Consider the following 23,087-nt stretch of genomic DNA (forward strand, 5'->3'; position numbering starts at 1 on the left):
GTACCCATAAATAATAACGAAAACCGCAAAGCCTAGGAATAAAACGTTTGCAAAGATATTCAAAATGATTTTTCCGCGATCTTTCAACGCTAACAACAGTACATCGACTTTAATATGGCGCTGTTTCTTTACACCGTAACTAATTCCTAAATAGACGAGCCAGATGAAACAATACCTTGCGAGTTCTTCTGACCATGAAAGTGATGAGCCCATCACATAACGCATAAAGACTTGTAGGGCGATGACAGCGACCATCACCGCTGAAAAGATAACGAGAAATAACTCTTCAAAATGCTCATCGAGCCATTTAAGTGCTTTCATTTTTTCCGTTCCCCCTCAAATAAATGTTGTTCTATCTTTGTGATGTTATGGTTATTTTTAAAAGTAACACAAAACTATTTACCTTCCACTCACATCGAAGATCGACACTTTTGTGTCACTTTTATTAAAAGAGGACGGGACCCATCTGAGTGTGCTCACCTCAACTAGGCACAATATATCGTGCCCGAGGTAAATAGAACTCAGGCGGGGTCCTCTTGCCCTCTACCCCATTCAACTAAACTGTTACTTATTCTTGCGCAGCTTCAATTGCTTCGTATACTTCATTTACTAGGTCTTCACCGATACGCTCAGCGTATTTTTCAATCGCTGGTTGTACCGCTTCAACCATACGCTCACGCTCTTCATCAGAGATTTGTGTCACTGTCATGCCTTCTTCTTCTAAGTTGTTCACATACTCTGCATTTGCTTCACGATTTAATTCACGTTGGAATTGGCCTGCTTCAATCGCTGCATCACGAACGATTTGTTGGTGTTCTTCAGATAATGAATCAAAGAATGGTTTGCTCATTAAGAATACAAATGGGCTGTATACGTGTCTAGTGTCAGAAACATAATCTTGAACTTCATAATAACCTTCTAAATAGATCGTTGCATTTGGATTTTCTTGTCCATCAACTGTTCCTTGTTGCATCGCTGTAAATAACTCAGTAAATGCCATTGGTGTTGGGTTAGCACCTAACGCACGGAACGCATCTAAGTGAAGGTCATTTTCCATCGTACGAAGTGTTAATCCATCAAAATCCTCTAACGTTTCAATCGCTCTTGTACTATTTGTTACATTACGGAAGCCATTTTCCCAGTACGCTAAACCAACTAAGTTTTGGTCATCTAACATGTCAAGGAACTGTTGCCCAACTTCACCGTCTAACACTTCGTCAGCGACTTCGTTACTTGGGAACAAGAACGGAAAGTCAAAGATTGTAAATTCAGAGACGAAGTTCGCGATTGGTGCCGTTGATGGAACCGTCACTTCCTGAGAACCTAATTGTAATGCTTCCATCATGGAACGGTCATCACCAAGTTGTCCACTGTGATACGTTTCAACAACGAGTTCACCGTTTGTATTTTCTTCAACGATTTCTGCAAATCGCTCTAACCCTTTGTACTGTGGATGCTCACTGTTTAACCCGATCCCTGCACGAATCGTTTGAACTTCACCTGTCGCAGCGCCTTCATCTACAGGCTCATCTGTCGCTGGTGCATCATCAGCACCGCCACATGCAGCTAATACTAGTGCCATTGAACCAACTAAAAATCCAGTTAATTTCTTTTTCATTTTATTGACCTCCTATTTATAAGTGCATTAGTTTTCTCTTGCTTTTTTTACTTCTTCTACAAATTGTGATGCTTTCGTTTTAAGATCTAATAACGCTTCGTCGTTCATCGTTTTTTTCGTATTCACTAATGAACTCCCAAGCCCTACGGCAACACCTCCCGCCTTAATAAATTCACCAGCATTTGATAAATCAATGCCACCAGTTGGCATTAATGGAACCTGAGGCAATGGCCCGTGAACATCTTTTAAATACCTTGGTCCGAATACATTCGCTGGAAAGACTTTAATCACATCGGCACCGCTTTCATAAGCAGTTAAAATCTCTGTTGGCGTCAACGCTCCTGGGATACTAATCACACCGTAGCGTTTTGTTAGGCGAATGGTGTCTGCATCAACCGTTGGTGAAAAAATGAATTTTGCCCCTGACATAATGGCAGCACGAGCTGTTTCAGGATCCAAAACAGTACCTGCGCCTACAATTAGATCATTACCAAATTCTTTGTTAACCTTTTCAATCAGCGATAGAACTCCTGGCGTCTCAACGGTAATCTCTAACGTTTTCACTCCGCCATCACGAAGCGCCTCTGCTATCGCCAAAATTTCGCTAGCTTCGCCGCCTCCGCGAATAATTGCCACAACACCATTGTCTTTAATTTGGTCTAATAAACTCATCAAAATTTTCCTCCACTTTTATAAAATTATCGTGTAACATCTTCACTTGGATTATCCATAAACCTAATGACTTCTGATTGCTCAGGTAGCCCTTCCACATCACCGCTGACTGTTGTAACAATCGCACCAACTGCGTTGCCCCGCTCAACAGCTTTCGCAACCGAAAGACCATCTAATAACCCTGATGTAAAACCAGCAGCAAAGCCATCACCCGCTCCTACTGGGTCAACGACTTGTTCAACAGGAAAACCTTCAACAAGCTTACTTTCATTTTCCGTAAAGTAGTATGCTCCAGCTGCTCCTACTTTCATGACAACTAGTTTCGCACCATGTTCTAAAAAGAGATTCCCTAATGTTTCAGGGTCTTTTTCTCCAAACATAAATTCCCCTTCACTAACACCAGGTAGTATAATGTCTACCTGACTAGCAATTTCTAGTAATACTTCCCTAGCTCTTTCCTCTGACCAAAGGCTCTTACGGAGGTTCGGATCAAAGATAATTTTCACGCCATGCTTTTTTGCAATCGAAATCGCCTCTAACACCATTTCATAGCAACTCTGACTCAATGCAGGTGTGATCCCAGAAATATGCAGATATCTCGCCTTACTAATATACTCTTCATCGATATCAAATTTATCCATTTGACTCGCGGCCGATCCTTTGCGGTAATACTGGATTCTGACATCGCTTACATTACGAACCTCTTTAAAATAAAGACCCGTCGGCGCAGTGTTATCTACTTTAACTTTACTAGTATCGACACCTTCTCCACGTATAAATGATAGCATTGCTTTTCCAAGTTCATCATCGCCAACTCGGCTTATCCAACCGGCTTCATGTCCTAGGCGCGCAAGTCCAATCGCAAAATTTGATTCAGCCCCGCCAAACTTCCTCGTATACGTTTGCGCATAACGCATCGGGCCTTGTGATTCAGGAGTAAAAAGGACCATCGTTTCTCCCATTGTAACTACATCCATAACACACGCTCCAATCCTATCTTCCTAATATATAGTTCCGTATAATGGAATAGCGTTCCAATTATTAAACAAAAAATTAAAACCTTTTCATTTTTCTGTTCCACATCGTGGAATACTGTTCCAAGAATTGAATATAGTAATATATTAAAATAATTGTCGAAGGAAGTCAACGACTATTATTCATAAAGACTACAAAAATTTTTCTAGAAAAATCAGGTCAAAATACATCAGTTACAGATGGCTTAAAGGGCTCCTTACACCCCATCTTTTCAGAAATAACTCTAGCTGTTTCTCTTAATTGTTCAGCTAGCTCACACTCAACACGCTCTCGAGTGACACGTTCTGCTGGGCCAGCAACACTAATTGCCGCAACAACGTCACCTTTATAATCAAAAATCGGTGCGGCAACACACCGGATTCCGTGCTCATGTTCTATTTCATCGATCGCAAACCCTTGTTTCTTCACTTGTTGCAGATGCTCATGCATAACATCCAATTCAGTAATGGTATGCTCAGTGAAGGCTGGCATCCCTTTCAAGGTGAGAATCTCTTCGATTTCATTTCTTTTTTTCGCGGTCAAAAGTACTTTTCCAACCCCTGTACAATGCATCATCACTCGGTTACCAATCTTGGAATGCATTCGTATCGTTTGCTCTCTGCTCTCAACCTTATCCAAATACATGACCTCGCCCTCATGTTCAACACAAAGGTGGACGACTTCATTACTTTTTTGCGATAAATCCTCCAATGGTTTACGTGCAACACGGCGAATATCTAGTGAATCTAGTAATGAACTTGTCAATGAAATCACTTTCATTCCTAAAGAGTAATAGCCCGTTTCCTCATCCTGAACAACGAAATTACGATTCATTAAAGATAATAGTAATCGATGTGTCGTACTCTTCGGTAAGTGCAATTGTTTTGCGATATCCGTAATGCCTAAACCTTTAGGTTCATCAGCTAACCGTTCCAATATGGCTAATGCTCGGTCGACAGACTGAACGTATGTCATAACTTCCCCTCCTCTTATTATTTTCATATCATAAGCTAGATCTATTATTTTTTCAATAGAGCGCTTTCAAAAAGAATGAAAAAGGCGGTGACAAAACTAGTTTTCGAGGCTGGGACCAAAGATAAAAAACAACCTTTTGGTCCCAGCCTCTATTTTTTTTGAAAAACAAATTCCGTTGTCTGCTTTGACTCCTCCCAACGCAGACTGGCATCAAAGCGTTTATCCCCTTTTTTAAACCCTTTGATCAAATTCGTTTCGCCATCTTTTAATAGTTTTTTTATATTTGCCTGGGAGATCGTCTTCCCGAGTATTTTTTTAGAAAGGGTAAAATCGCATTTTGTCTTCGTGTAATTAGAGCACCCATAAAACGTCTTACGGTCAACTACTTTTCCATTACATTTTCGGCAAGCCCCAACAACAGTAGAAGCTCGTTTCGTCCCACGACGTGATTTATTACTACCCACCGTTGTTTTTAACTCTGCTATTGTTTCAGCGTCAAAGGACCATTGCTTTGACTGTTTCGTTGCTTCATCAATCAAATGAACAGATAACTTTTTCGACTGCTCCATAAATGCTTGCGGTGAGGCCGCTCCCTGACCGATGTCATAAAGGCGCTGTTCCCACTTAGCTGTCATTTCTGGTGAAGCTAGAACACTTTCTCCAAGAGCCTCAATCAACACCTTACCTTTCGCTGTTGCATAGACTTGGTTTTTTTGAATGGTAATATAAGAACGGTCTTTTAAAATACCGATAATCCCTGCCCTAGTCGCTTCCGTACCTAGCCCCTCTGTCTTACGTAGCACTTTTTCAAGCTCACCATCATCAAGCGTCTTACCAGCCGTTTTCATTAACGTAATCAGTTCCCCTTCTGTAAAACGCTTCGGCGGCTTCGTTTTCCCTTCGATCGTTTCTACTTCAACCACATCTCCGTTCATCCCTTTTGAAACTTGTGGCAATATCGGTTCATCCTGATCTTCTATTGATGAGTGATCTCCATAGATGACTTCGCGCCATCCCTGGTCGACGACAGCTTTCCCTTTAGACAAAAAGGCTGCACGTTCACCGACAAGAGTATGAATCGTTGTATAATCAAAGACCGCGGATGGATAATGTGCGGCTAAAAGGCGTCGGACAATTAGGTCATAGATCTTCCGCTCTTCCTCAGTTAATTTTTCAAGATTTGGTACTTGTTCTGTCGGGATGATTGCGTAGTGGTCCGTTACTTTTTTTTCATTTACAAACCGTTTATTGTGAAGAATGGATCGGTTCGGCACTGGAACGAATCGCTTGTAGTCAAGATAAGAGCCTAACTTCTTACAAATATCAGGAAACGTTACGGCTTCGCCCTTTGTTACGACACTAGCATCTGTTCTCGGATAAGAAATGACCCCTTTTAGGTAGAGTTTTTGCGCAATATCTAATGTTTTTTTAGGTGAATACTTATAGCGCTTGTTCGCTACGGCTTGTAAGGATGAAAGGTTAAACAATAGCGGGGGTTTAAACTCTTTACGTTCTTTTTTTACCTCAGTAATTTCAGCTTGCTTCCCTTTACAAAACGCGGTAACTGCTTCCGCTTGCTTTTGCTGCTTTAAACGGGTATCACCATCTTTATGCCATTTACCAAGGTAAGTATTACCTTCAACCTGAAAGCGTGCAGTGACTTCCCAAAAAGGCTCAGATCTAAAGCGCTCAATGTCCCTCTCCTGTTGTACGATCAAAGCTAATGTTGGTGTCTGCACTCGTCCTGTTGAAAAAACTTCAGACAGTCCCTGTTGCTGCAATAATAACGTATACGCTCTCGATGCATTCATTCCTACTAACCAATCTGCACAGCTTCGACTCAACGCTTCATAGTAAAGTGCCCTCGTTTGTGATTCATCTAACAAGTTAGCAAATCCATTTTCAACCGCTTTTTTCGTTAACGATGAAATCCAGAGCCGTTTGATCGGCTGTTGAACCCGGCAAAGTGATAAAATCACTCGGACAATCAATTCACCTTCCCGTCCTGCATCACTAGCAATGACAACTTCTTTCACCTCTGCGCGTTGCAACAAACTCTTGATCACAGAAAATTGTTTCCATTTTGATTTCATCACTTGATGATGAAATCTTTCAGGAATGATTGGCAATGTTTCAAGCGACCATTTTTTCCACTTCGAATCATAGTGTTCGGGAGCTTTCAATTCACATAAATGGCCCACTGCCCACGTAAGCAATGCCCCAGTTGGAAATGTTTCATTTGCTTCAATTTCAATATACCCTTGCTTCTTTTTATGTCGATAAGGTGCAGCTAGCTTCGCACCTTGGTCAGGTTTTTCGGCGATAATAACTTTCATAGATAACCCCCTCACTTCTTTGCTACGTTGCTATGATTATACTTCATTTCTTTCACTAATCACATCCTAAAAAATATCACAGTAATAATTTCTGAATTTTTTGAAGGTTTATAGGAATGAATCGCGAATCTATAAATATACTGGGTGGTAAGTACACCTTAAGGATACCAACCGGTCAGTATTAAAGTGAGGGGAGTTTTTCATATGGAATTACGTTTAACTGATGAACAAAAAATGGTACAAAAAACAATTCGCCAATTCGTCGAAAAAGAATTAATGCCGTTAGAACCAGAAGTGTTACGAAATGAACGTGAAGGCAAGCCATCGATCTCAGCAGAAAAGATTAAGCAACTGCGCCAAAAGGCAGCAGATTTTGGTTTTTGGGGAATTAACACACCAGAAGAATATGGTGGCGCCGATCTCGGACAAATGATGTTAGCCCTCGTAACAATGGAAACGAGCAAAACCTTCGTCCCATTTAGCTTTGGTGGCTATGCCGATAACATCCTTTACTATTGTAATGATGAACAAAAAGAACGCTACTTACTTCCGACGATTAGCGGTGAGAAAAAGTCATGTTTTGCGATGACAGAACCTGATGCTGGTTCTGATACAAGACGTATTAAAATGACTGCAGTCAAAGATGGTGATCATTACGTTTTAAACGGGGAGAAAACCTTTATTACTGGTGGTAACGAAGCCGATTTCGTTATGGTTATGGCAGTTACTGATAAAGAAAAAGGTCCAGAAGGGGTTACATGCTTTTTAGTTGATCGTGATATGGGGTGGGAATCACACTACATTGATACGATGGGAGATTGGGGCCCTGCGTCACTAATCTTTGATAATGTCCGAGTCCCAGAAGAGAATATTCTTGGGGAATTGAATGGCGGGTACAAACTAGGGTTAGAGTGGATCGGCTTCGCTCGTTGGATTGTCGGTGCTCGAGCCGTTGGAGCGTCAGAACGGTTACTACAAATGGCCATTGATTATGCAAAAGAGCGCATTACATTCGGTAAACCGATCGCTGAAAGACAGGCCATTCAGTGGCAAATTGCTGATTCAGCTGTCGAGATTGAAGCCGCAAAATGGCTTGTCTTTAACGCAGCCTATACATTAGACCGAGGCGAAGACAACCGCCATCTCGCTTCGATTGCAAAGCTATATGGTGCCAACATGGGCAACCGTGTGATCGATCGTGTCCTGCAAATCCATGGTGGTATGGGCTATACAAAAGAAATGCCAATTGAACGATGGTACCGAGAAGCAAGACTTTGGAGAATCTATGATGGTACGGATGAAATTCAACGAATGATCATTGCTAGAAATTTACTTAAAGGTCATGTCAAATTAGGAGATTTCCTGTAAACATTTACGGTGTAATGAACAATGAACACGTAAACTTATGAGTCATTTGTGCACCTCTAATACAGATGAATAGAAGTGACTACTAATCCATAGAGCAAAAAAACTCACTCGCAAAACGAGTGAGTTTTTTCTATCAATAACAATTGCTCTACACCTCTTCTCGACAGCATAATCGTAATCGTTTCTCATGCAGTTTGCTCGATTTCGGTACCCCTACGGCACACAAAAAAGTCTACTTACTGCTGCTTCCTTCCGGACCTGACAGAATTTATAGGTTTTTGTTGCGTAGGACCTAAATGTCAACACTACTTACACGAGGCGTCTTACCATTACCCAGCCTCAAACAGGAATTCAGTCTCGCTCTAGCGGGTTGCAAGTACAGGGCACCGCTACCTCCCCACTTAGTAAAGCAACTAGTTACTTGAATGAGTATGACTGCATCAGCAGTACAATACTAACTATACATGCTTTCTTAAGAAACTTCAACATGTAAGCACTGGAAAACCACTCAATTCTTGTCATCTAACATGTCTTCATAAGCAGTGAACTATAAGTGATGATAAAAACAATATCTTCCATCCACTAAAAATGATCGCTACAATAGAAAGAAAGCGATAGAAATACAATAGATACAAATGCTGATATAATTGAGGAGGTCTTTTTTTGCAAGTTATTCTCTCACACCTAACACTTGACTTTGATGGTTTTGCCTCGATGCTCGCAGCAAAAAAGCTGTATCCCGAAGCGAAACTTGTTATCACGGATAAACAAAATGCTGCTGTCAAACAATTTCTAGCCTTATACCGTGACAGTATTGAACTATCAGATGCAAAACAGATCGATTGGAGTGACGTTCGTCACCTTATTTTGGTCGATGTCGCAAATGCCAAACGAGTTGGGCCGTTCATGGAGAAGGTTAACCTCGAACAGACAACCGTGACGATATTTGATCACCATCCACCTAAGGAAGATGACATCGAGCCGACTGATGCAAAAATCGAAGCAGTCGGTGCAACAGTTACTCTCTTAATTGAAGAAATCATTGCGAACAATATCCCGATTACTTCATTTGAAGCGACCGTTTTCGGCCTTGGCTTATATACGGATACCGGTTCGTTTTCCTATACGAATACAACAGCTCGTGACTTAAATGCAGCTAGTTTCTTACTTAAAAATGGAATGAACCTTGAGCTCATTAATCGCTTTTCTGACCAAATGTTGTTTGATCAACAGCAAGACATTTTTAACTCATTACTTATTAACTCCCAAGAATATTCACACGATGGTCTAACTTTCCTGATCAGCTGGTACGAGCATAGTAAATTCCAAGGGGGACTTGCAACATTAACGCGGAAATTAATGGAGACATCAGGCGCTGATGCTGTATTTACGATAGTAGCGATGCAAAAACGTATCTACGTCGTCGCACGATCCAGCACTGAACGTATACATGTGCTCCCTATTATTAAAAGTCTTGGAGGAGGGGGCCATGCGCAAGCTGCTTCAGCCACCATTAAAACTGGAAACATCAGTGACATCTATGAGCAAGTCAAAACAAAACTAACCGATTCGATACGTCCTGCGATTACAGCAAAAGAAATGATGTCAAGTCCAGTGAAGGTCCTTTCACCAGAGACAACGATCGATGAGGCTGCAGAACGAATGATACGCTACGGGCACACCGGTTTTCCAATTGTTGATGATGAGCAATTAGCAGGAATTATTTCACGCCGTGACTTAGATAAAGCGACTCACCACGGGCTTGGTCATGCACCTGTAAAAGCTTATATGAGTACATCACCGATTTCCATTACGAGCACAACATCACTAGAAGAAATTCAAAAAATTATGATCAAACACAATGTCGGCCGTTTACCTGTCACTAATGATGGAAAAATTGTTGGGATCGTTTCAAGAACCAATGTCATCGAAGTTCTCCATAATCAAACAACTCACACGAATGAACAATCACTAGCGGTCGAAAATGTGAACAAACAGATTGAAAAACAATTACCTTCTGCCACCATTTATTTATTACAATGCATCGGTAAAACAGCTGACAAAAACGATGTAGATGCTTATCTCATTGGTGGAATTGTTCGTGATTTACTGCTTGGATTGAATAATGAGGATATTGATATTGTAGTAGACGGCAACGGAATTGAATTTGCTGAAGCGTTACAGGAGCGTTATGGGGGGACCATCAAAGCACATCAAAACTTTGGCACAGCTACATGGACCAGTCCATCTGGGGTAAAGGTTGATGTCACCTCATCAAGGATTGAATATTATGAGCACCCAGCAGCCTTACCAACCGTCGAACGCTCAAGCATCAAACAAGATTTATATCGTCGTGACTTTTCGATCAATGCTATGGCGATTCAATTAAATGAACATTCCTTTGGTGACGTTCTAGATTATTTTAATGGGATCGATGATCTAACAGAAAAGCGTATTCGCGTCTTACATAACCTAAGCTTTGTTGAAGACCCAACTCGGATTTTGCGTGCGGTCCGGTTTGAACTCCGATTCGGCTTCGAAATGGATCAACACACATTTGAGCTTGCCGAGACGTCAGTTGATCAAGTAGCATTACTATCTAAACAGCGAGTGATTCACGAATTAAAATCATTGCTTACCGAAAATGAACCTATTACAGCGATTGAGCGCCTGCGAGTCATTGGATTTTGGGATCATTTGATCGGCCAAAACCTCGTTTTAAATCATACACTTACGCTAGCAAAACAGATTCAAAAGACATCCAAGAATCAGTGCAAGAATCTTAAACCACAGCATGAAGAAGGAAAAACGAGTGAGCTTTGGTTCTGTTATTTTATTAGTCTTTTTTATGGGCATGAGGGTTGGGAACATAAAGTAGCCGCTTATGCGATGCACCGTAAACATCAAGAGTTGATCAAACAAATTGTCCATTTTGATGAAGAAAAAGCTAAAGGGGCATTCACTCTTGCTAACTTACACTATCTTTTTAAACATTTTCACGATGAAGCTATCCTATTTATTGCTGCTAAAGAAGAAAATTCAGACGTTCACGACCTAATTATCACATACGTCAAAAAATGGAACGACTTCTCTCCCTTACTAACGGGCACTGACTTAAAACAAGCCGGTATACAGCCTGGGCCGATCTTTTCTAAGATCTTACTCGCCGTCGAAGTGGCATACTTACAAAATCAAATTTCAACAAAAAACGATGCGATCCAATGGCTACATGAGCATCTCCACCGCTTTACAAGTTAATTATACCAGCCCTACAACCACGATTATTGTACGACCAAATAACATTTTGTTGAAATAAAAACCACGTGCTAGAAATCTGTGAGCACGTGGTTCTTCCTAATTTATAAATATCCAAGCTCTTTTGCTTTCGAACGAAGCTCTTCTCTAAATTTCGGATGAGCAATGCCGATCAATGCCTCTGTTCTTTCACGAATCGTTTTACCGCGAAGTTGAGCAACCCCATATTCAGTCACAACATAATCTACATCATTTTTTGACGTTGTCACAACAGACCCTTCAGCAAGTGTCGGTACAATCTTTGAAACCGTACCTTCTTTGGCTGTTGAGTGCAAGCAAATAATTCCTTTTCCACGCTTCGACATCCGAGCACCGATCCCAAAATCAGCTTGTCCACCTGTCGATGAGTAATAACGACCAGCAATCGTTTCAGAATTACATTGACCTAGAAAGTCAACTTCAACAGTTGCATTAATCGTAACGATGTCATCAATTTTTGCAATGTTATGAACATCATTCGTTTCATCGACAGGTAACATACAGAAATCTTTATTTTCATGCATAAAATCATAAAGCCGTTTCGTACCAAACGCAAAGGTTGCCGTTGTTCTCCCCAGTGCTAGCGGATTTGACTTGTTACTGATCGCCCCACTCTCATATAAATCAACGACTTTATCAGGAATCATCTCTGTATAAATGCCCAAGTCACGGTGATCCTTTAAATAGTCCATGATCGCATTTGGGATCGCGCCAAAACCAATTTGTAATGTATCTCCGTCATTGATTAAACCAGCAATTGATTTACCGATGATTCGATCTTCCTCTCGTACTGGAACTTCTGGCGTTTCCACCAGTGGTGCATGGTGTTCAACAATCGACGTGACATCATTAATATGAACTTGATTCGTACCATACGTACGTGGCATATATTCATTGACTTCAAGGATAATCGTTTTCGCTTCATCTAGAAGTGGAGCAATATAATCACAGTTTGTCCCAAGCGAAAAATAGCCATTTTCATCCATCGGCGAAACCGTTGCCATTAGTACTCGATTTTTCGTCGCCAAACGCAAAATGCTTGGCAGGTCGGAAAAATGGTTGGGTAGTAGATCAATTTCATTCGTAGAGAAAGCACGGCGTTCATCTTTATTCAAAAACATCGATATAACCTTGATCTTCTCAGGGTCCACTTCAATGACTGGATGTAAGGATAGCATTTGGAATAAGCGGTTTCCTTTTAAACCTTCATGATGCGTTAATGCCTTTATTAATGAAGGTGGTTCACCTAGCGCTAATGGTACAATGATGTCATCCCCAGCTTCAACTACGTGAACCGCTTCCAAACTGCTGTTTTTTAATTTATCTTTATATTTTTCGTAAACACTCATAATGTCCTCCTGCATATCGTAGTTGTTACGACATTAATAATCCTCTCCTAGTGTATCATCATAACGTATCTTTTTTAGTATGAAAACAAATTTAAACGATTATGAAAAATTAAGAACAGTGGAATAGTTTACAATTTTTTTGTGTATCCAGTTCTAGATGAAACAAAAATTGGCTGTCCTAAAGCCAAGAACAGTCACCTTTCATACAAATCAAGGTGAGAACTTCAGAGACAGCCATTTTCTAGTTATTTAATTACGGTTGACAAGATAATCCAACGTATTTGCCACGAGATGGTATGCTTCTGCTCGTAACAATCGTTGATCTGATTGCATGTGTTCAGTTAAAACGTCATCGACAATTCCTATTTGCTCAAGCTCTGTCCATGATTGATCAACACCATCAATATCAAATGCATTCATTATAAAATATGCGACTCGATCTTTGGTTAGCGTTGTTGTCTGATCTGCTTGGTAACGCACCTCGACAATCCGATCCTTTTGTTGTTCGTATGTTTGCTCGTCCATACGCATGATTCCATTTGTTAATAAATTCAAAAACGCCATTTCATTCATTTCTTCGTTTACTTGAAAATCATTTTCATGACCTCCTGATAGTAATCCGTACGTTAACAACTGTTGAATCGCTGGATAGTACCACTCGCCTTCATATGGAAAGTCCAAATCAAATTCATATAATAAGGCACCCTGGTCAACAAGTGTTTGTTGCAACTCTTTCATGAATCCTTCATCTGCAGCTAACTCACGGAACGTCGAATTACCCTCTAGGGATAACGCTGCCGCTGTTCCCGCTGCTTGACCTGCTGTCATCCCTGTCGGTACAATCCGTGCACTACCTGCGGCTAATGAAGAATATCCAGAAGCTTTACTTGCTATTAATAATTGGTCGACCTCTAAAGGAACTATCGAACGGAATGGAATCGCGTATTGTATCGGATCGACAACAACATAGCCCGTATCGTGGATCGATGTTGCTTGAATATCGACTGGATACGAACCAAAACCGATTCGGTCCCAATGGTCATTTTGTTCCCATACATCTGTTATCGGGAGTTGATATTCCGCTAGAAAATGACGTGTCTCTCTTACATACAATTCAGACGGATAACTTGCAATCTCTGCTTGTTCGAACCCAGGAAATTCAGCTCTCAAAAACTCTAAAATATGTTTCGTTTCTTCTTTTCCTTTTTCAATCGCTTGTTGCTTCGACTGTTCATCAAGACCATCCGTTTCAAAAATATGCAAAGCATTAATGTAGACGGACTTATCACTTTGCCTTGCAATATTTAAGCCCCGCAATCGTGTATCCGGCTGCGTTGGTTCATACATATGAAGGATATCACCAAATCCCCAAGCTGCCGTAAAATCACCTCGCGAGGGCCCAAACTGATTTGTAACTGTGGCTAGTAAGACTTTATTCCAATTGACATTTTCAAAATGCATCATCAGCGTAACCGCCATTTGCCGATCAGCAAGCCCAATATCGGCACCACCTAAAAAATATGGAGCACCTGCTAGCGCCGCTAAATCTCCATCTTGAGTCGAATCGATAAAATATTCACCACTATATGTATGTTCACCATGTTCATCCTCTACAGTAACCGCTGTAACCTTTTCATCCGTAACAATAACCTCATGAAGTTCAGTTTCTAATGATAAGGTTAGATTCGGTTCATTTTGCACCAAATATAGAAATGCTTCTTTTCCCTTTTCAATATCGAAGGTCACACGTCCACCAACCAATTGATGCCATTCTGCAAAGATTCCAGCATTTGCAATATCTCCATTAAGGTCTTGATCATAATCCAAAAAGTTTAACATACCATAGGTAAACAAGCCCCCAAGCCCATCTCGTTGTTCAATTAATAATGTTTTTGCCCCATTACGTGCAGCAGCTACAGCCGCTGCAACACCTTCTGGCTCTCCACCGACTACAATGACATCATAGTCCGTATCTTCCATTTGTTTTTCATAAGGCGCCACTTCAAAATGTTCACCAGCCAAATCTTGCAACTGCATATATTCAACTAATTTGAAGACGCCAATCATGACAATTCCAATCGTCAACAGTGCAATGAGTGCAATCATACCCTTTTTTTTAAACATACTTAACCTCTTTCTTTATGCTACGATTCGTCACGAATGATCGTAAGGACCATTCGTGTATACTACAAACACATATACGTAAAATGTAACAAAAAAAGGATCATTTAGCTACTTAAAAATTTGGCTGTGTTAAAGCTTAGTGTTGATGCTCGTTGATATTGGGCTCATTTCGTGCGAAACCTTAGTTTCGTACGCCTTTCAGGTACTGAAAGGTAGGAAGATATGAATGAAATCATGGAGAAAATTTATTTTCTCATAGGATTTCATTCATACCTCCCATAAAATGAGCCCAATATCAACATTCAACGATAACAGAGCCTAAAATTTAAACAATAAATAATTAAAAGATATATCTCCTTTTCTGTCAGGATCATTCATCCACCACAAAGTCTGCTTCATTGTTCCCTTTTAAAAAGTGTAAAGGTGTCACATACTATTGATACATTTTCTCTTTTGTTTTATTGCTCAGATATGATAACGGATTCGGTCAGAAAAAAATGCAAAAAATGTCTTTATAAGCGACCGAAGTTATCATGATATACCCCTAAAGTTCATTGAAATCTGTTATAATAACTTTTGTATGTTTAGGGAGGGTCGAAATTTGGTAAATTCTCGCATAAAAAGGAAGAAACAAAGGAGAAAAAGGTTAAAAAAGAAAGCCCTATTATTGGCATTCTTAACTGTTATGCTTTTTGCTGTGGTTGTCGTTTATCAATTTGACAGTGGACGTAAGGAATCCCTTCAGCAAATTAGCTCTGCAAACATTAATGGAGAAAGCAAATCCAATGAAGACAACGAAACGAACGAAATTGAATTTAACACAGATCATATAGAAAATGAGAATGAGTATATAAATGTGTTATTAGTAGGGGTCGATGCCGAGGAAGGCAACCAAGCGCGAACGGATACCATTATGGTTGCACAATATCACCCGAAAGAAGGCATTGCAAAATTAGTTTCGATTATGCGGGATACATATGTATCCATTCCGGGCTATAGAGATAATAAAATTAACTCTTCCTTCTTCTTTGGTGGACCCGAATTGTTACGTAAAACAATTAAAGAGAATTTCAATATCGATGTGGAGTATTATGCGATGGTAAATTTTGATGGATTTGTACAAGTGGTTGATACAATTGCACCAAGCGGTATCGACATTGATATTGCTAATCGAATGTACTATCACGATCCTTACGCTGATTTGACGATAGATTTCCAACCTGGTGAACAGACACTAGATGGACAAGAAACGTTAAACTATGTCCGTTTTCGAAGCGACAGTGAAAATGACTTTGGGCGAGTACGTAGACAGCAAGAAGTTCTCGATTTGTTAAAGGATGAACTATTAAGCTTTAGTGGCATTACGAGAATCCCTAAGTTGGTTGGCACGATTGACCCGTATGTTGATACAAATATACAAGGATCAAAAATTTTAAGTTTAGGTAGAGATTTTTTCCTAAACCCGATCGAAGAAGTTGAGACATTAACAATTCCAATCGATGGCGGTTATGTAGATGACCGCGTTGCACATGCTGGTGCAATTCTCAAACCTGACTTGGAAAAAAATAAACAAGCGTTAGACGACTTTTTTTCGATTGAAGACGATACGCTATCAGCTGTTAATGATCAAGAAAGAGAAAAAGAAAAAGATACTGAAGATAATACGTAAAAAAAAAGCGCAGATTGCGCTTTTTTTTTACGACCGATAAGCTTTGAAGACAAGAGTTGCATTATGACCGCCAAACCCTAATGAGTTACTTACCGCTGCACGTACTTCCATTTGACGCGACTCATTTGGAATATAGTCAAGGTCACAATCTGGGTCAGGCGTTTCATAATTAATTGTCGGTGGAACGATTGATTCTTTAATTGCTTTTGTCGTAAGAATGGCTTCAACTGCTCCAGCCGCACCAAGCAAATGGCCAGTCATTGACTTGGTTGAACTAATCGCCAATCTATTCGCATGCTCTCCAAACACACTCTTAGTTGCTAACGTTTCATACTTATCATTATAAGGTGTACTTGTCCCGTGTGCATTTAAATAATCAATTTCATTGATATCGATGCCTGCATCCTCAATGGCTTGCTTCATTGCACGAGCGCCACCTTCTCCTTCTGGTGCAGGGGCTGTGACATGATAAGCATCTCCGGTTGCACCATACCCAACAATCTCCGCGTAAATAGTAGCACCACGTGCCTCAGCAGATTCCAGTGATTCTAGAATAAGTATCCCTGCTCCTTCACCCATCACGAATCCATCACGATTGGCATCAAATGGACGTGAAGCCGTTTGAGGATCGTCATTGGTTGTAATCGCCTTAGCCGTACTAAACCCAGCAACAGCCATATCCGTAATTGGCGCTTCAGCTCCACCTGTGATCATCACGTCAGCATCGCCTCGTTGGATAACTTTAAACGCATCCCCAATCGAATTCGTCCCTGAAGCACATGCTGTAACGGAACAAGAATTGATCCCTTTTGCACCAGTCATGATTGATACCTGTCCTGCTGCCATATCAGGAATCATCATCGGTACGAAAAATGGGCTAACACGTCGATACCCTTTCTTTTCAAACGTGCGGAACTGTTGTTGGTATGTTTCCATTCCACCAATACCAGACCCAATCCAAACCCCTACACGAGGAGCTAAATCATCTGTAATTTCTAAGTTCGCATCTTTTAAAGCCATGAAAGCTGATGACACAGCAAACTGAGTAAAGCGATCCATTTTTCGCGCTTCTTTTCTATCCATGTGAATCGTTGGATCATATTCTTTAACCTCGGCAGCTACTTTCATTGGGAATTGTTCAGGGTCACACCTCGTTAATTCTCCAACACCTGAAACCCCAGCTATTGCATTTTCCCATGTTGTCTTTAAATCGTTTCCTAATGGTGTCACTGCTCCTAAGCCAGTAATCACTACGCGTTTCTGCTTCATAAGCTCTTATCTCTCTCCTTTACTCATGGTTAAGTTTGCTATTGTAGAATTGATGTACGTTTCTCCCAGTCCGGTTCTCAGTTTAGCGTCCCCAGCGTATCGCCGCAGCTCCCCATACTAGACCAGCACCAAATCCAACGAGCACGATCAAATCTCCGTCTTTTATTTTACCATTTTTCAGTTCTTCTACCAGTGCAAGTGGAATTGATGACGATGACGTATTTCCGAACTTTCTCACTGTTGTTGACATTTTTTCGGCTGGTAACTCTAAACGTTGACGGGCCGCTTCCATAATACGAATATTTGCTTGGTGCGGGATGAGAAAGTCTACATCTTCTTTTGTTAAACCAGCTTTATCCAAAACACTGACTGCCGATTCACCCATTTGTCGAACGGCAAATTTAAACACTTCGCGTCCATTCATGCGTAGATGTTCTTTGTCTTGATGAATATGCTCGGCTCCGCTACCGTCAGCACCTAATTCAAAAGAAAGAATTCCTCTTCCCTCCGAAACTGGTCCAACGACAACAGCCCCTGCTCCATCACCAAATAATACAGCTGTATTTCGATCTGTAAAATCGGTAATCTTCGAAAGCTTTTCAACCCCAACAACCAAAATGTTCTTGTAAGCCCCTGTCTGTACAAATTGCTGAGCTGTCGCAATGCCATAAATAAAACCTGCACAAGCTGCACTAACATCCATTGCTGCAGCTTTCTTTGCTCCCAGGCGCTCTTGAATGACTGCTGAAACAGATGGAAAAGGACGATCCGGTGTAACCGTAGCCACAAGAATTAAGTCAATATCCTCCGCTGTTAGATCCGCATCTTCTAGTGCTTCCTTTGCTGCAAAGTATGCCATATCAGATGTGTCAATGTGATCAGGTGCGAACCGGCGTTCTTCGATCCCAGTTCTTGTTCGAATCCATTCATCCGATGTATCTAACTTTTTTTCAAAATCCTTATTTGTAATTACCGTTTCGGCGATATGTCTGCCTATCCCTAAGATTCCTGCGTTTCCCATGAAATCATTTCCCCCTTTATCAATCTGGGCCAAACTCTTCATACCTCAACATTATAAGTTATTATTAAGACCTGATACTAATTTTACTTGATTTTCCTGTTGATGTCTACCTATCAACAAAACAAACCACCACCACTTCTCTTTCCAGTACTCCAAATGGCCCTATATATGCTTCTTCATTAGTCCTTCATCACCTGCTTTGCGGACTTCTTCCCTCCCCATTGCACTAATAAAAACGCAAAAACCCCCGAAAGCAAGGTGCTCTCAGGGATGAACAATCGAACTTCTTTTTCTTTTCTACCACATTGGGCCAAAGCCTGGGCCAGGGCCAGGGCCAGGACCATAACCATAGCCTGGGCCAGGACCGTAACCTGGGCCAAAGCCTGGGCCGTAACCTGGGCCAAAGCCTGGGCCGTAACCTGGGCCGTAACCTGGGCCAAATCCTGGGCCAAAGCCTCCAACACCGCCAAACAGAAATGGACTAACCGCCAACCCTGCTAAGAACGGAAGAACAGGAAAATTCCGCTGATGTGGGTGGTGGTGAGGATGGTGGTGGTGAGGATAATAACTCATATCAAAAAACTCCTTTACGTCAGTTTCTTTCGTTAGTATCCTATGAACCACCCACCTAGATTGAGCATGTTCAACCCTGCTTTGTCTTAAACGATCGTCAATCTTCTTTTGATAGATGATCCATCACTTGATGGAAAAAGTTATCCAATTGTTTAATACGCTGCTCCTCACTGCAATTGGTTGCTTCTAATTCCTTTATTTCTGTATAACTTTGTAAAAAACCTTCGAAGTCACCTGTACCAAATTGCGCAATGCTATAATTGACTAGTAAACGCACATTTGGTTTTTCTTTTGAATGAAGAACTTGAACATAAGGCTCTAACTTCTGTTTTGCTTCTTCAAACTTTTTCTCTTTGACTAATTGATATCCTGCTTTTATTTCCTCCGTAAGCTTTCGGATGTTTTCAGTTCCACTCAACTCATTCACGCCCTTTACTGAAAAATTAAAAAAATGGGGCTGTCCCAAGTCAAGTAACAGTCACCTAATCACTTACGGGACAGCCGCCATTTTCAGTTTCCTACTTAGTCTCTGCACTCTCTTTACCAAGTTCATAAGCCTCAGCCATCACCTTCATTAGTAACTCTAACATCGGCTGTAGGTCTTCCATTTCAAGTTCAATCCCCTTTTCATCAAGGAAAGCCTTCCCTTCCGGCATATGCTTCATCGCAATTTGCATAAATTTCATACTCATTTCTTGATCCATATCCATGTTCGCCACCTCTATTTCACACTTTTTCTATTTATCTACAATACAAATTTTTTACCTATATTTCAACTATTTCACTCGAAAGATACTCTCTTCTTGAGTGAACCATTTTTGTTTGCCATGCCTATTCAATGATGGCTAGGCAGTTCGTTTGTTTCAATATATTCTTGTACATAATCCTTCACTTCTTCTTGAAAGTCTGTTGGAACTAGTGAACTGAACTCGCCTAACGTAATGACACCATCTTGAAAATCATAATAAATATTGCCTGACTGAAGTTCACCATGATTGAAACGTTCGGCAACCAGCTGATAAAGATCGTCGACATGCTGTACTGTACTCGTCAAAACCGTTGTCTCTCCTAAATCGGATTGATCACTGACAAAACCAAGAACATGAAGACCATCTTGCTTCACCTCTTCAACGATAGGTACATGAAAACCATCCCCTGCCGGATAAAAAACATCCACACCTTCGTTAACCATCTGCTCATAATTAATTAAAGCTTGGTCTACATCTGCCCAATCGTATACATATTCAACAAAAACCTCGGCATTATTATTTTCATAGCCGACACCATCTATAAAGCCTCCAACCTCAGGTTGCCACGGAAAAGCAGCGATCACGCCAATTCTGTTAGACTCACTCATTTTCCCAGCCACCATGCCACCAAAAAAACCCATCGCATGACCATCAAAGTGTAGACTCGTAATGTTCTCCCCCTCAACATAACCATTAAAGCTAACAAAATGAATATCAGGGTATTGACCTTGGATATCAGAGAACAAATCCGCAAACATACGTCCATGTCCAAAAATTAAATTAACACCATCTGAGTCAAACTCCTCCACAGCTGTTTTTACACCCTCAGAACTATTAACACTTTCTTTAAAATAGACATCCACTCCTAAGGTTGATTGAATATTCAATAACCCTTGATACCCCTTACTATTCCAGCCTTGATCATCAATCGTATCCTCGAGCAGTAAGCCTACTTTTTGTAAAGATGAGTCTGTCATTGCGATTTGCGAATTCGAACATGCTGTGATCATAAATAAAATAAAAGAAAGAATAAGTCCACGAAACACTCGATTCATTGTCATTCCAAATGCACTCCTTTACTACTGTAACTATTATACCGTAAATAGACATAATTTTCTTGTTTTCATGTATGAATTCAAAAAGGATTCTCCGCCCACTGTAAAAACATTTGAAAATGCATACTAAATATACTACGCTTATCCTAGCTCGTTATCATTCGTATAGATGATGTATGTGATCGGAAAAGAAAATATACGAATAATCTCATAGAAAAGTAAGAACTACACGTAGAAAGAGGAACGTACTATGAAAAATTATCGTGAAGAATTGCAATCGAGAAGAACCTTTGCAATCATCTCACACCCGGATGCGGGTAAAACAACACTAACGGAAAAATTACTCTATTATAGCGGTACCATTAGAGAAGCAGGGTCGGTCAAAGGGAAAAAAAATTCAAAGCATGCTTTGAGTGATTGGATGGAGATCGAAAAACAACGGGGGATTTCTGTTACAAGTTCAGTATTAGAAGTTCTTTATAGTGGTTATCACGTCAACATTTTGGATACCCCCGGTCATGAGGATTTCAGTGAGGATACGTACCGAACACTAACGGCAGCCGATTCAGCAACGATGCTAATTGATGCTGCTAAAGGTGTTGAGGCCCAAACGAAGAAACTGTTTAAGGTCTGTCGAATGCGTGGCATACCGATCTTTACCTTTATGAATAAATTAGACAGACAAGGGAAAGACCCGTTTGAATTAATGGAAGAGCTAGAAGATGTCCTTGGAATACGCTCGTATCCAATGAACTGGCCGATCGGTATGGGACAAGATTTTTCCGGTGTATATGATCGTCACCGAAAGAAAATCGAGCTCTTTAACCCTGATGACCCAAAAGATATTGAAGTCCGTGATGTGAACGGTCCTGATGACCCTTTAATTGATGAAATTATCCAAGACCCTGGATTAGTTGAACAATTTCGCGAGGAAATCGAGCTTTTAGATGTAGCTGGTGATTCCTTTGATGAAGAGTTAATTGCAGAAGGAAAATTAACGCCAATCTTTTGGGGAAGTGCCATCTCTAACTTCGGTGTACAAACATTTCTTGATCACTTTCTAGAAATGGCACCTGCTCCGACACCAAGAGAAAGTAACCAAGGTGAGATCAATCCATTTGACCACGAAAAATTTTCAGGGTTTATTTTTAAGATCCAAGCGAACATGAACCCAGCTCACCGTGATCGAATTGCATTTTTACGGGTTACATCCGGTGTATTTAATCGTGGGATGAGTGTCAACCATGTCCGGCTAGGTAAACAAATGAAGCTCGCACAACCGACACAGTTTCTTGCACAATCACGAAACATCATTGAGAACGCATATGCTGGTGATATTATTGGTTTATATGATCCAGGAACATTTCGAATCGGTGATACATTGGTAGAGGATGGATCATTCGAATTTGATGAAATGCCACACTTCTCTCCAGAGCACTTTGCTGCGATTACGGTTAAAGACGCGATGAAACACAAATCGTTTGAAAAAGGGGTTCAACAGTTAACTGAAGAAGGTGCGATTCAGCTATTTAAAACGTATAACAAAACAATCGAACAACAAATTGTCGGTGTTGTTGGCGTCCTTCAATTTGAAGTGTTAGAATATCGTCTGAAAAATGAATACAAAAGCGATATTCAGTTAGAAAGACTTCCGTTTTCATTTGCACGTTGGATTGAAGGAGACGAACAGGCGCTTGAAAAGTTTAAACGGATGCAACGAAACCTTGTCACAGACCGTGACGGTCGCATCGTCTGCTTATTTGAAAATGAATTTCAAATGCGGACCGCGCAAGATAAGTATCCCGACATTCAATTCTATGAAAATTCATATACAAAGCCGATTAGCTAAAGGCGAACTTTTAAGTAAACAATAAAAGGTGTAGGGACAAAACTAGTTAAATCGAGGCTGGGCAAAAAGGTAAAAAACCTTTTGAACTGCCCCCTGTCAAGTAGACAGTGGAAATAATAAAAATGACCTAAGCGGCTTTAGCTCTATATTCT

At 40.7% G+C, this 23,087-nt stretch carries 18 protein-coding genes and 1 other RNA gene; 4 read left to right on the forward strand and 15 right to left on the reverse strand.

Annotated elements, in window-relative coordinates:
• From KH400_RS20270 to KH400_RS20295, 6 genes are all read right to left on the reverse strand, one after another.
• A partial coding sequence (locus tag KH400_RS20270; protein WP_217227753.1) for a TRAP transporter small permease occupies nucleotides 1-321 on the reverse strand: 321 nt, incomplete at its 3' end.
• 247 nt (nucleotides 322-568) lie between these two features.
• Nucleotides 569-1,618, reverse strand: coding sequence for a TRAP transporter substrate-binding protein (locus tag KH400_RS20275; protein ID WP_217227755.1), 1,050 nt, complete (start codon nucleotides 1,616-1,618; stop codon nucleotides 569-571).
• Nucleotides 1,619-1,645: 27 nt separating this feature from the next.
• Nucleotides 1,646-2,290 (reverse strand): bifunctional 4-hydroxy-2-oxoglutarate aldolase/2-dehydro-3-deoxy-phosphogluconate aldolase, encoded by a 645-nt coding sequence (locus KH400_RS20280; protein WP_217227757.1) that lies wholly within the window; start codon nucleotides 2,288-2,290, stop codon nucleotides 1,646-1,648.
• Nucleotides 2,291-2,316: 26 nt separating this feature from the next.
• Nucleotides 2,317-3,267 carry a sugar kinase gene (locus tag KH400_RS20285; protein ID WP_217227759.1) on the reverse strand — a complete coding sequence of 317 codons (951 nt, stop codon included), beginning with the start codon at nucleotides 3,265-3,267 and terminating at the stop codon, nucleotides 2,317-2,319.
• Nucleotides 3,268-3,484: 217 nt separating this feature from the next.
• Nucleotides 3,485-4,279, reverse strand: coding sequence for an IclR family transcriptional regulator (locus tag KH400_RS20290; RefSeq protein WP_217227761.1), 795 nt, complete (start codon nucleotides 4,277-4,279; stop codon nucleotides 3,485-3,487).
• A 149-nt stretch (nucleotides 4,280-4,428) separates the two neighbouring features.
• Nucleotides 4,429-6,615 (reverse strand): DNA topoisomerase III, encoded by a 2,187-nt coding sequence (locus KH400_RS20295; RefSeq protein WP_217227762.1) that lies wholly within the window; start codon nucleotides 6,613-6,615, stop codon nucleotides 4,429-4,431.
• 204 nt (nucleotides 6,616-6,819) lie between these two features.
• Between KH400_RS20295 and KH400_RS20300 the strand changes: the two genes are divergently transcribed.
• On the forward strand, nucleotides 6,820-7,983 hold the full coding sequence (locus KH400_RS20300; protein ID WP_217227764.1) for an acyl-CoA dehydrogenase family protein: 1,164 nt from the start codon (nucleotides 6,820-6,822) through the stop codon (nucleotides 7,981-7,983).
• Nucleotides 7,984-8,129: 146 nt separating this feature from the next.
• Here the strand turns inward: KH400_RS20300 and ffs are convergent.
• Nucleotides 8,130-8,393: signal recognition particle sRNA large type (ffs, locus tag KH400_RS20305), an RNA gene on the reverse strand.
• Between the two features lie 253 nt (nucleotides 8,394-8,646).
• Here ffs and KH400_RS20310 point away from each other — a divergent pair.
• On the forward strand, nucleotides 8,647-11,241 hold the full coding sequence (locus KH400_RS20310) for a CBS domain-containing protein (protein WP_217227766.1): 2,595 nt from the start codon (nucleotides 8,647-8,649) through the stop codon (nucleotides 11,239-11,241).
• 101 nt (nucleotides 11,242-11,342) lie between these two features.
• Here KH400_RS20310 and KH400_RS20315 read toward each other — a convergent pair whose 3' ends face one another.
• The gene (locus KH400_RS20315) at nucleotides 11,343-12,626 is read right to left on the reverse strand and encodes an acetyl-CoA hydrolase/transferase family protein (protein WP_217227767.1); all 1,284 of its coding nucleotides are present in this window, start codon (nucleotides 12,624-12,626) and stop codon (nucleotides 11,343-11,345) included.
• Nucleotides 12,627-12,875: 249 nt separating this feature from the next.
• Nucleotides 12,876-14,750: an FAD-dependent oxidoreductase gene (locus tag KH400_RS20320; RefSeq protein WP_217227768.1), complete on the reverse strand. Its 1,875-nt coding sequence runs from the start codon at nucleotides 14,748-14,750 to the stop codon at nucleotides 12,876-12,878.
• A 601-nt stretch (nucleotides 14,751-15,351) separates the two neighbouring features.
• Here KH400_RS20320 and KH400_RS20325 point away from each other — a divergent pair.
• Complete coding sequence (locus tag KH400_RS20325; protein ID WP_246589928.1) at nucleotides 15,352-16,419, forward strand: LCP family protein; 1,068 nt, start codon at nucleotides 15,352-15,354, stop codon at nucleotides 16,417-16,419.
• 27 nt (nucleotides 16,420-16,446) lie between these two features.
• On the opposite strand, the gene fabF is transcribed toward KH400_RS20325, so the two are convergent.
• From fabF to KH400_RS20355, 6 genes are all read right to left on the reverse strand, one after another.
• Nucleotides 16,447-17,688, reverse strand: coding sequence for a beta-ketoacyl-ACP synthase II (gene fabF / locus KH400_RS20330; RefSeq protein WP_217227770.1), 1,242 nt, complete (start codon nucleotides 17,686-17,688; stop codon nucleotides 16,447-16,449).
• A gap of 82 nt (nucleotides 17,689-17,770) precedes the next feature.
• Nucleotides 17,771-18,709 (reverse strand): beta-ketoacyl-ACP synthase III, encoded by a 939-nt coding sequence (locus KH400_RS20335; protein WP_217227771.1) that lies wholly within the window; start codon nucleotides 18,707-18,709, stop codon nucleotides 17,771-17,773.
• Nucleotides 18,710-19,006: 297 nt separating this feature from the next.
• Complete coding sequence (locus tag KH400_RS20340) at nucleotides 19,007-19,282, reverse strand: penicillin-binding protein (RefSeq protein ID WP_217227772.1); 276 nt, start codon at nucleotides 19,280-19,282, stop codon at nucleotides 19,007-19,009.
• A 97-nt stretch (nucleotides 19,283-19,379) separates the two neighbouring features.
• Nucleotides 19,380-19,700 (reverse strand): hypothetical protein, encoded by a 321-nt coding sequence (locus tag KH400_RS20345; RefSeq protein WP_217227774.1) that lies wholly within the window; start codon nucleotides 19,698-19,700, stop codon nucleotides 19,380-19,382.
• 100 nt (nucleotides 19,701-19,800) lie between these two features.
• Nucleotides 19,801-19,986 carry a ComZ family protein gene (locus KH400_RS20350; RefSeq protein WP_217227777.1) on the reverse strand — a complete coding sequence of 62 codons (186 nt, stop codon included), beginning with the start codon at nucleotides 19,984-19,986 and terminating at the stop codon, nucleotides 19,801-19,803.
• A 131-nt stretch (nucleotides 19,987-20,117) separates the two neighbouring features.
• Nucleotides 20,118-21,092 (reverse strand): BMP family ABC transporter substrate-binding protein, encoded by a 975-nt coding sequence (locus KH400_RS20355; protein ID WP_312889305.1) that lies wholly within the window; start codon nucleotides 21,090-21,092, stop codon nucleotides 20,118-20,120.
• A 244-nt stretch (nucleotides 21,093-21,336) separates the two neighbouring features.
• Here KH400_RS20355 and KH400_RS20360 point away from each other — a divergent pair, with 244 nt between their 5' ends.
• Complete coding sequence (locus KH400_RS20360; protein ID WP_217227775.1) at nucleotides 21,337-22,935, forward strand: peptide chain release factor 3; 1,599 nt, start codon at nucleotides 21,337-21,339, stop codon at nucleotides 22,933-22,935.
• Nucleotides 22,936-23,087: the final 152 nt, after the last annotated feature.

This window comes from Desertibacillus haloalkaliphilus, from assembly GCF_019039105.1.
GTDB lineage: Bacteria > Bacillota > Bacilli > Bacillales > KJ1-10-99 > Desertibacillus > Desertibacillus haloalkaliphilus.

Bases quoted from the DNA above. Each gene is read 5' to 3' on its own strand.
- KH400_RS20295 (WP_217227762.1), bottom strand. From the start codon at position 6,615: ATGAAAGTTATTATCGCCGAAAAACCTGACCAAGGTGCGAAGCTAGCT.
- KH400_RS20360 (WP_217227775.1), top strand. From the start codon at position 21,337: ATGAAAAATTATCGTGAAGAATTGCAATCGAGAAGAACCTTTGCAATC.
- KH400_RS20350 (WP_217227777.1), bottom strand. From the start codon at position 19,986: ATGGATCAAGAAATGAGTATGAAATTTATGCAAATTGCGATGAAGCAT.
- KH400_RS20340 (WP_217227772.1), bottom strand. From the start codon at position 19,282: ATGAGTTATTATCCTCACCACCACCATCCTCACCACCACCCACATCAG.
- fabF (WP_217227770.1), bottom strand. From the start codon at position 17,688: ATGAAGCAGAAACGCGTAGTGATTACTGGCTTAGGAGCAGTGACACCA.
- KH400_RS20280 (WP_217227757.1), bottom strand. From the start codon at position 2,290: ATGAGTTTATTAGACCAAATTAAAGACAATGGTGTTGTGGCAATTATT.
- KH400_RS20275 (WP_217227755.1), bottom strand. From the start codon at position 1,618: ATGAAAAAGAAATTAACTGGATTTTTAGTTGGTTCAATGGCACTAGTA.
- KH400_RS20290 (WP_217227761.1), bottom strand. From the start codon at position 4,279: ATGACATACGTTCAGTCTGTCGACCGAGCATTAGCCATATTGGAACGG.
- KH400_RS20300 (WP_217227764.1), top strand. From the start codon at position 6,820: ATGGAATTACGTTTAACTGATGAACAAAAAATGGTACAAAAAACAATT.
- KH400_RS20335 (WP_217227771.1), bottom strand. From the start codon at position 18,709: ATGGGAAACGCAGGAATCTTAGGGATAGGCAGACATATCGCCGAAACG.
- KH400_RS20320 (WP_217227768.1), bottom strand. From the start codon at position 14,750: ATGTTTAAAAAAAAGGGTATGATTGCACTCATTGCACTGTTGACGATT.
- KH400_RS20355 (WP_312889305.1), bottom strand. From the start codon at position 21,092: ATGACAATGAATCGAGTGTTTCGTGGACTTATTCTTTCTTTTATTTTA.
- KH400_RS20285 (WP_217227759.1), bottom strand. From the start codon at position 3,267: ATGGATGTAGTTACAATGGGAGAAACGATGGTCCTTTTTACTCCTGAA.
- KH400_RS20315 (WP_217227767.1), bottom strand. From the start codon at position 12,626: ATGAGTGTTTACGAAAAATATAAAGATAAATTAAAAAACAGCAGTTTG.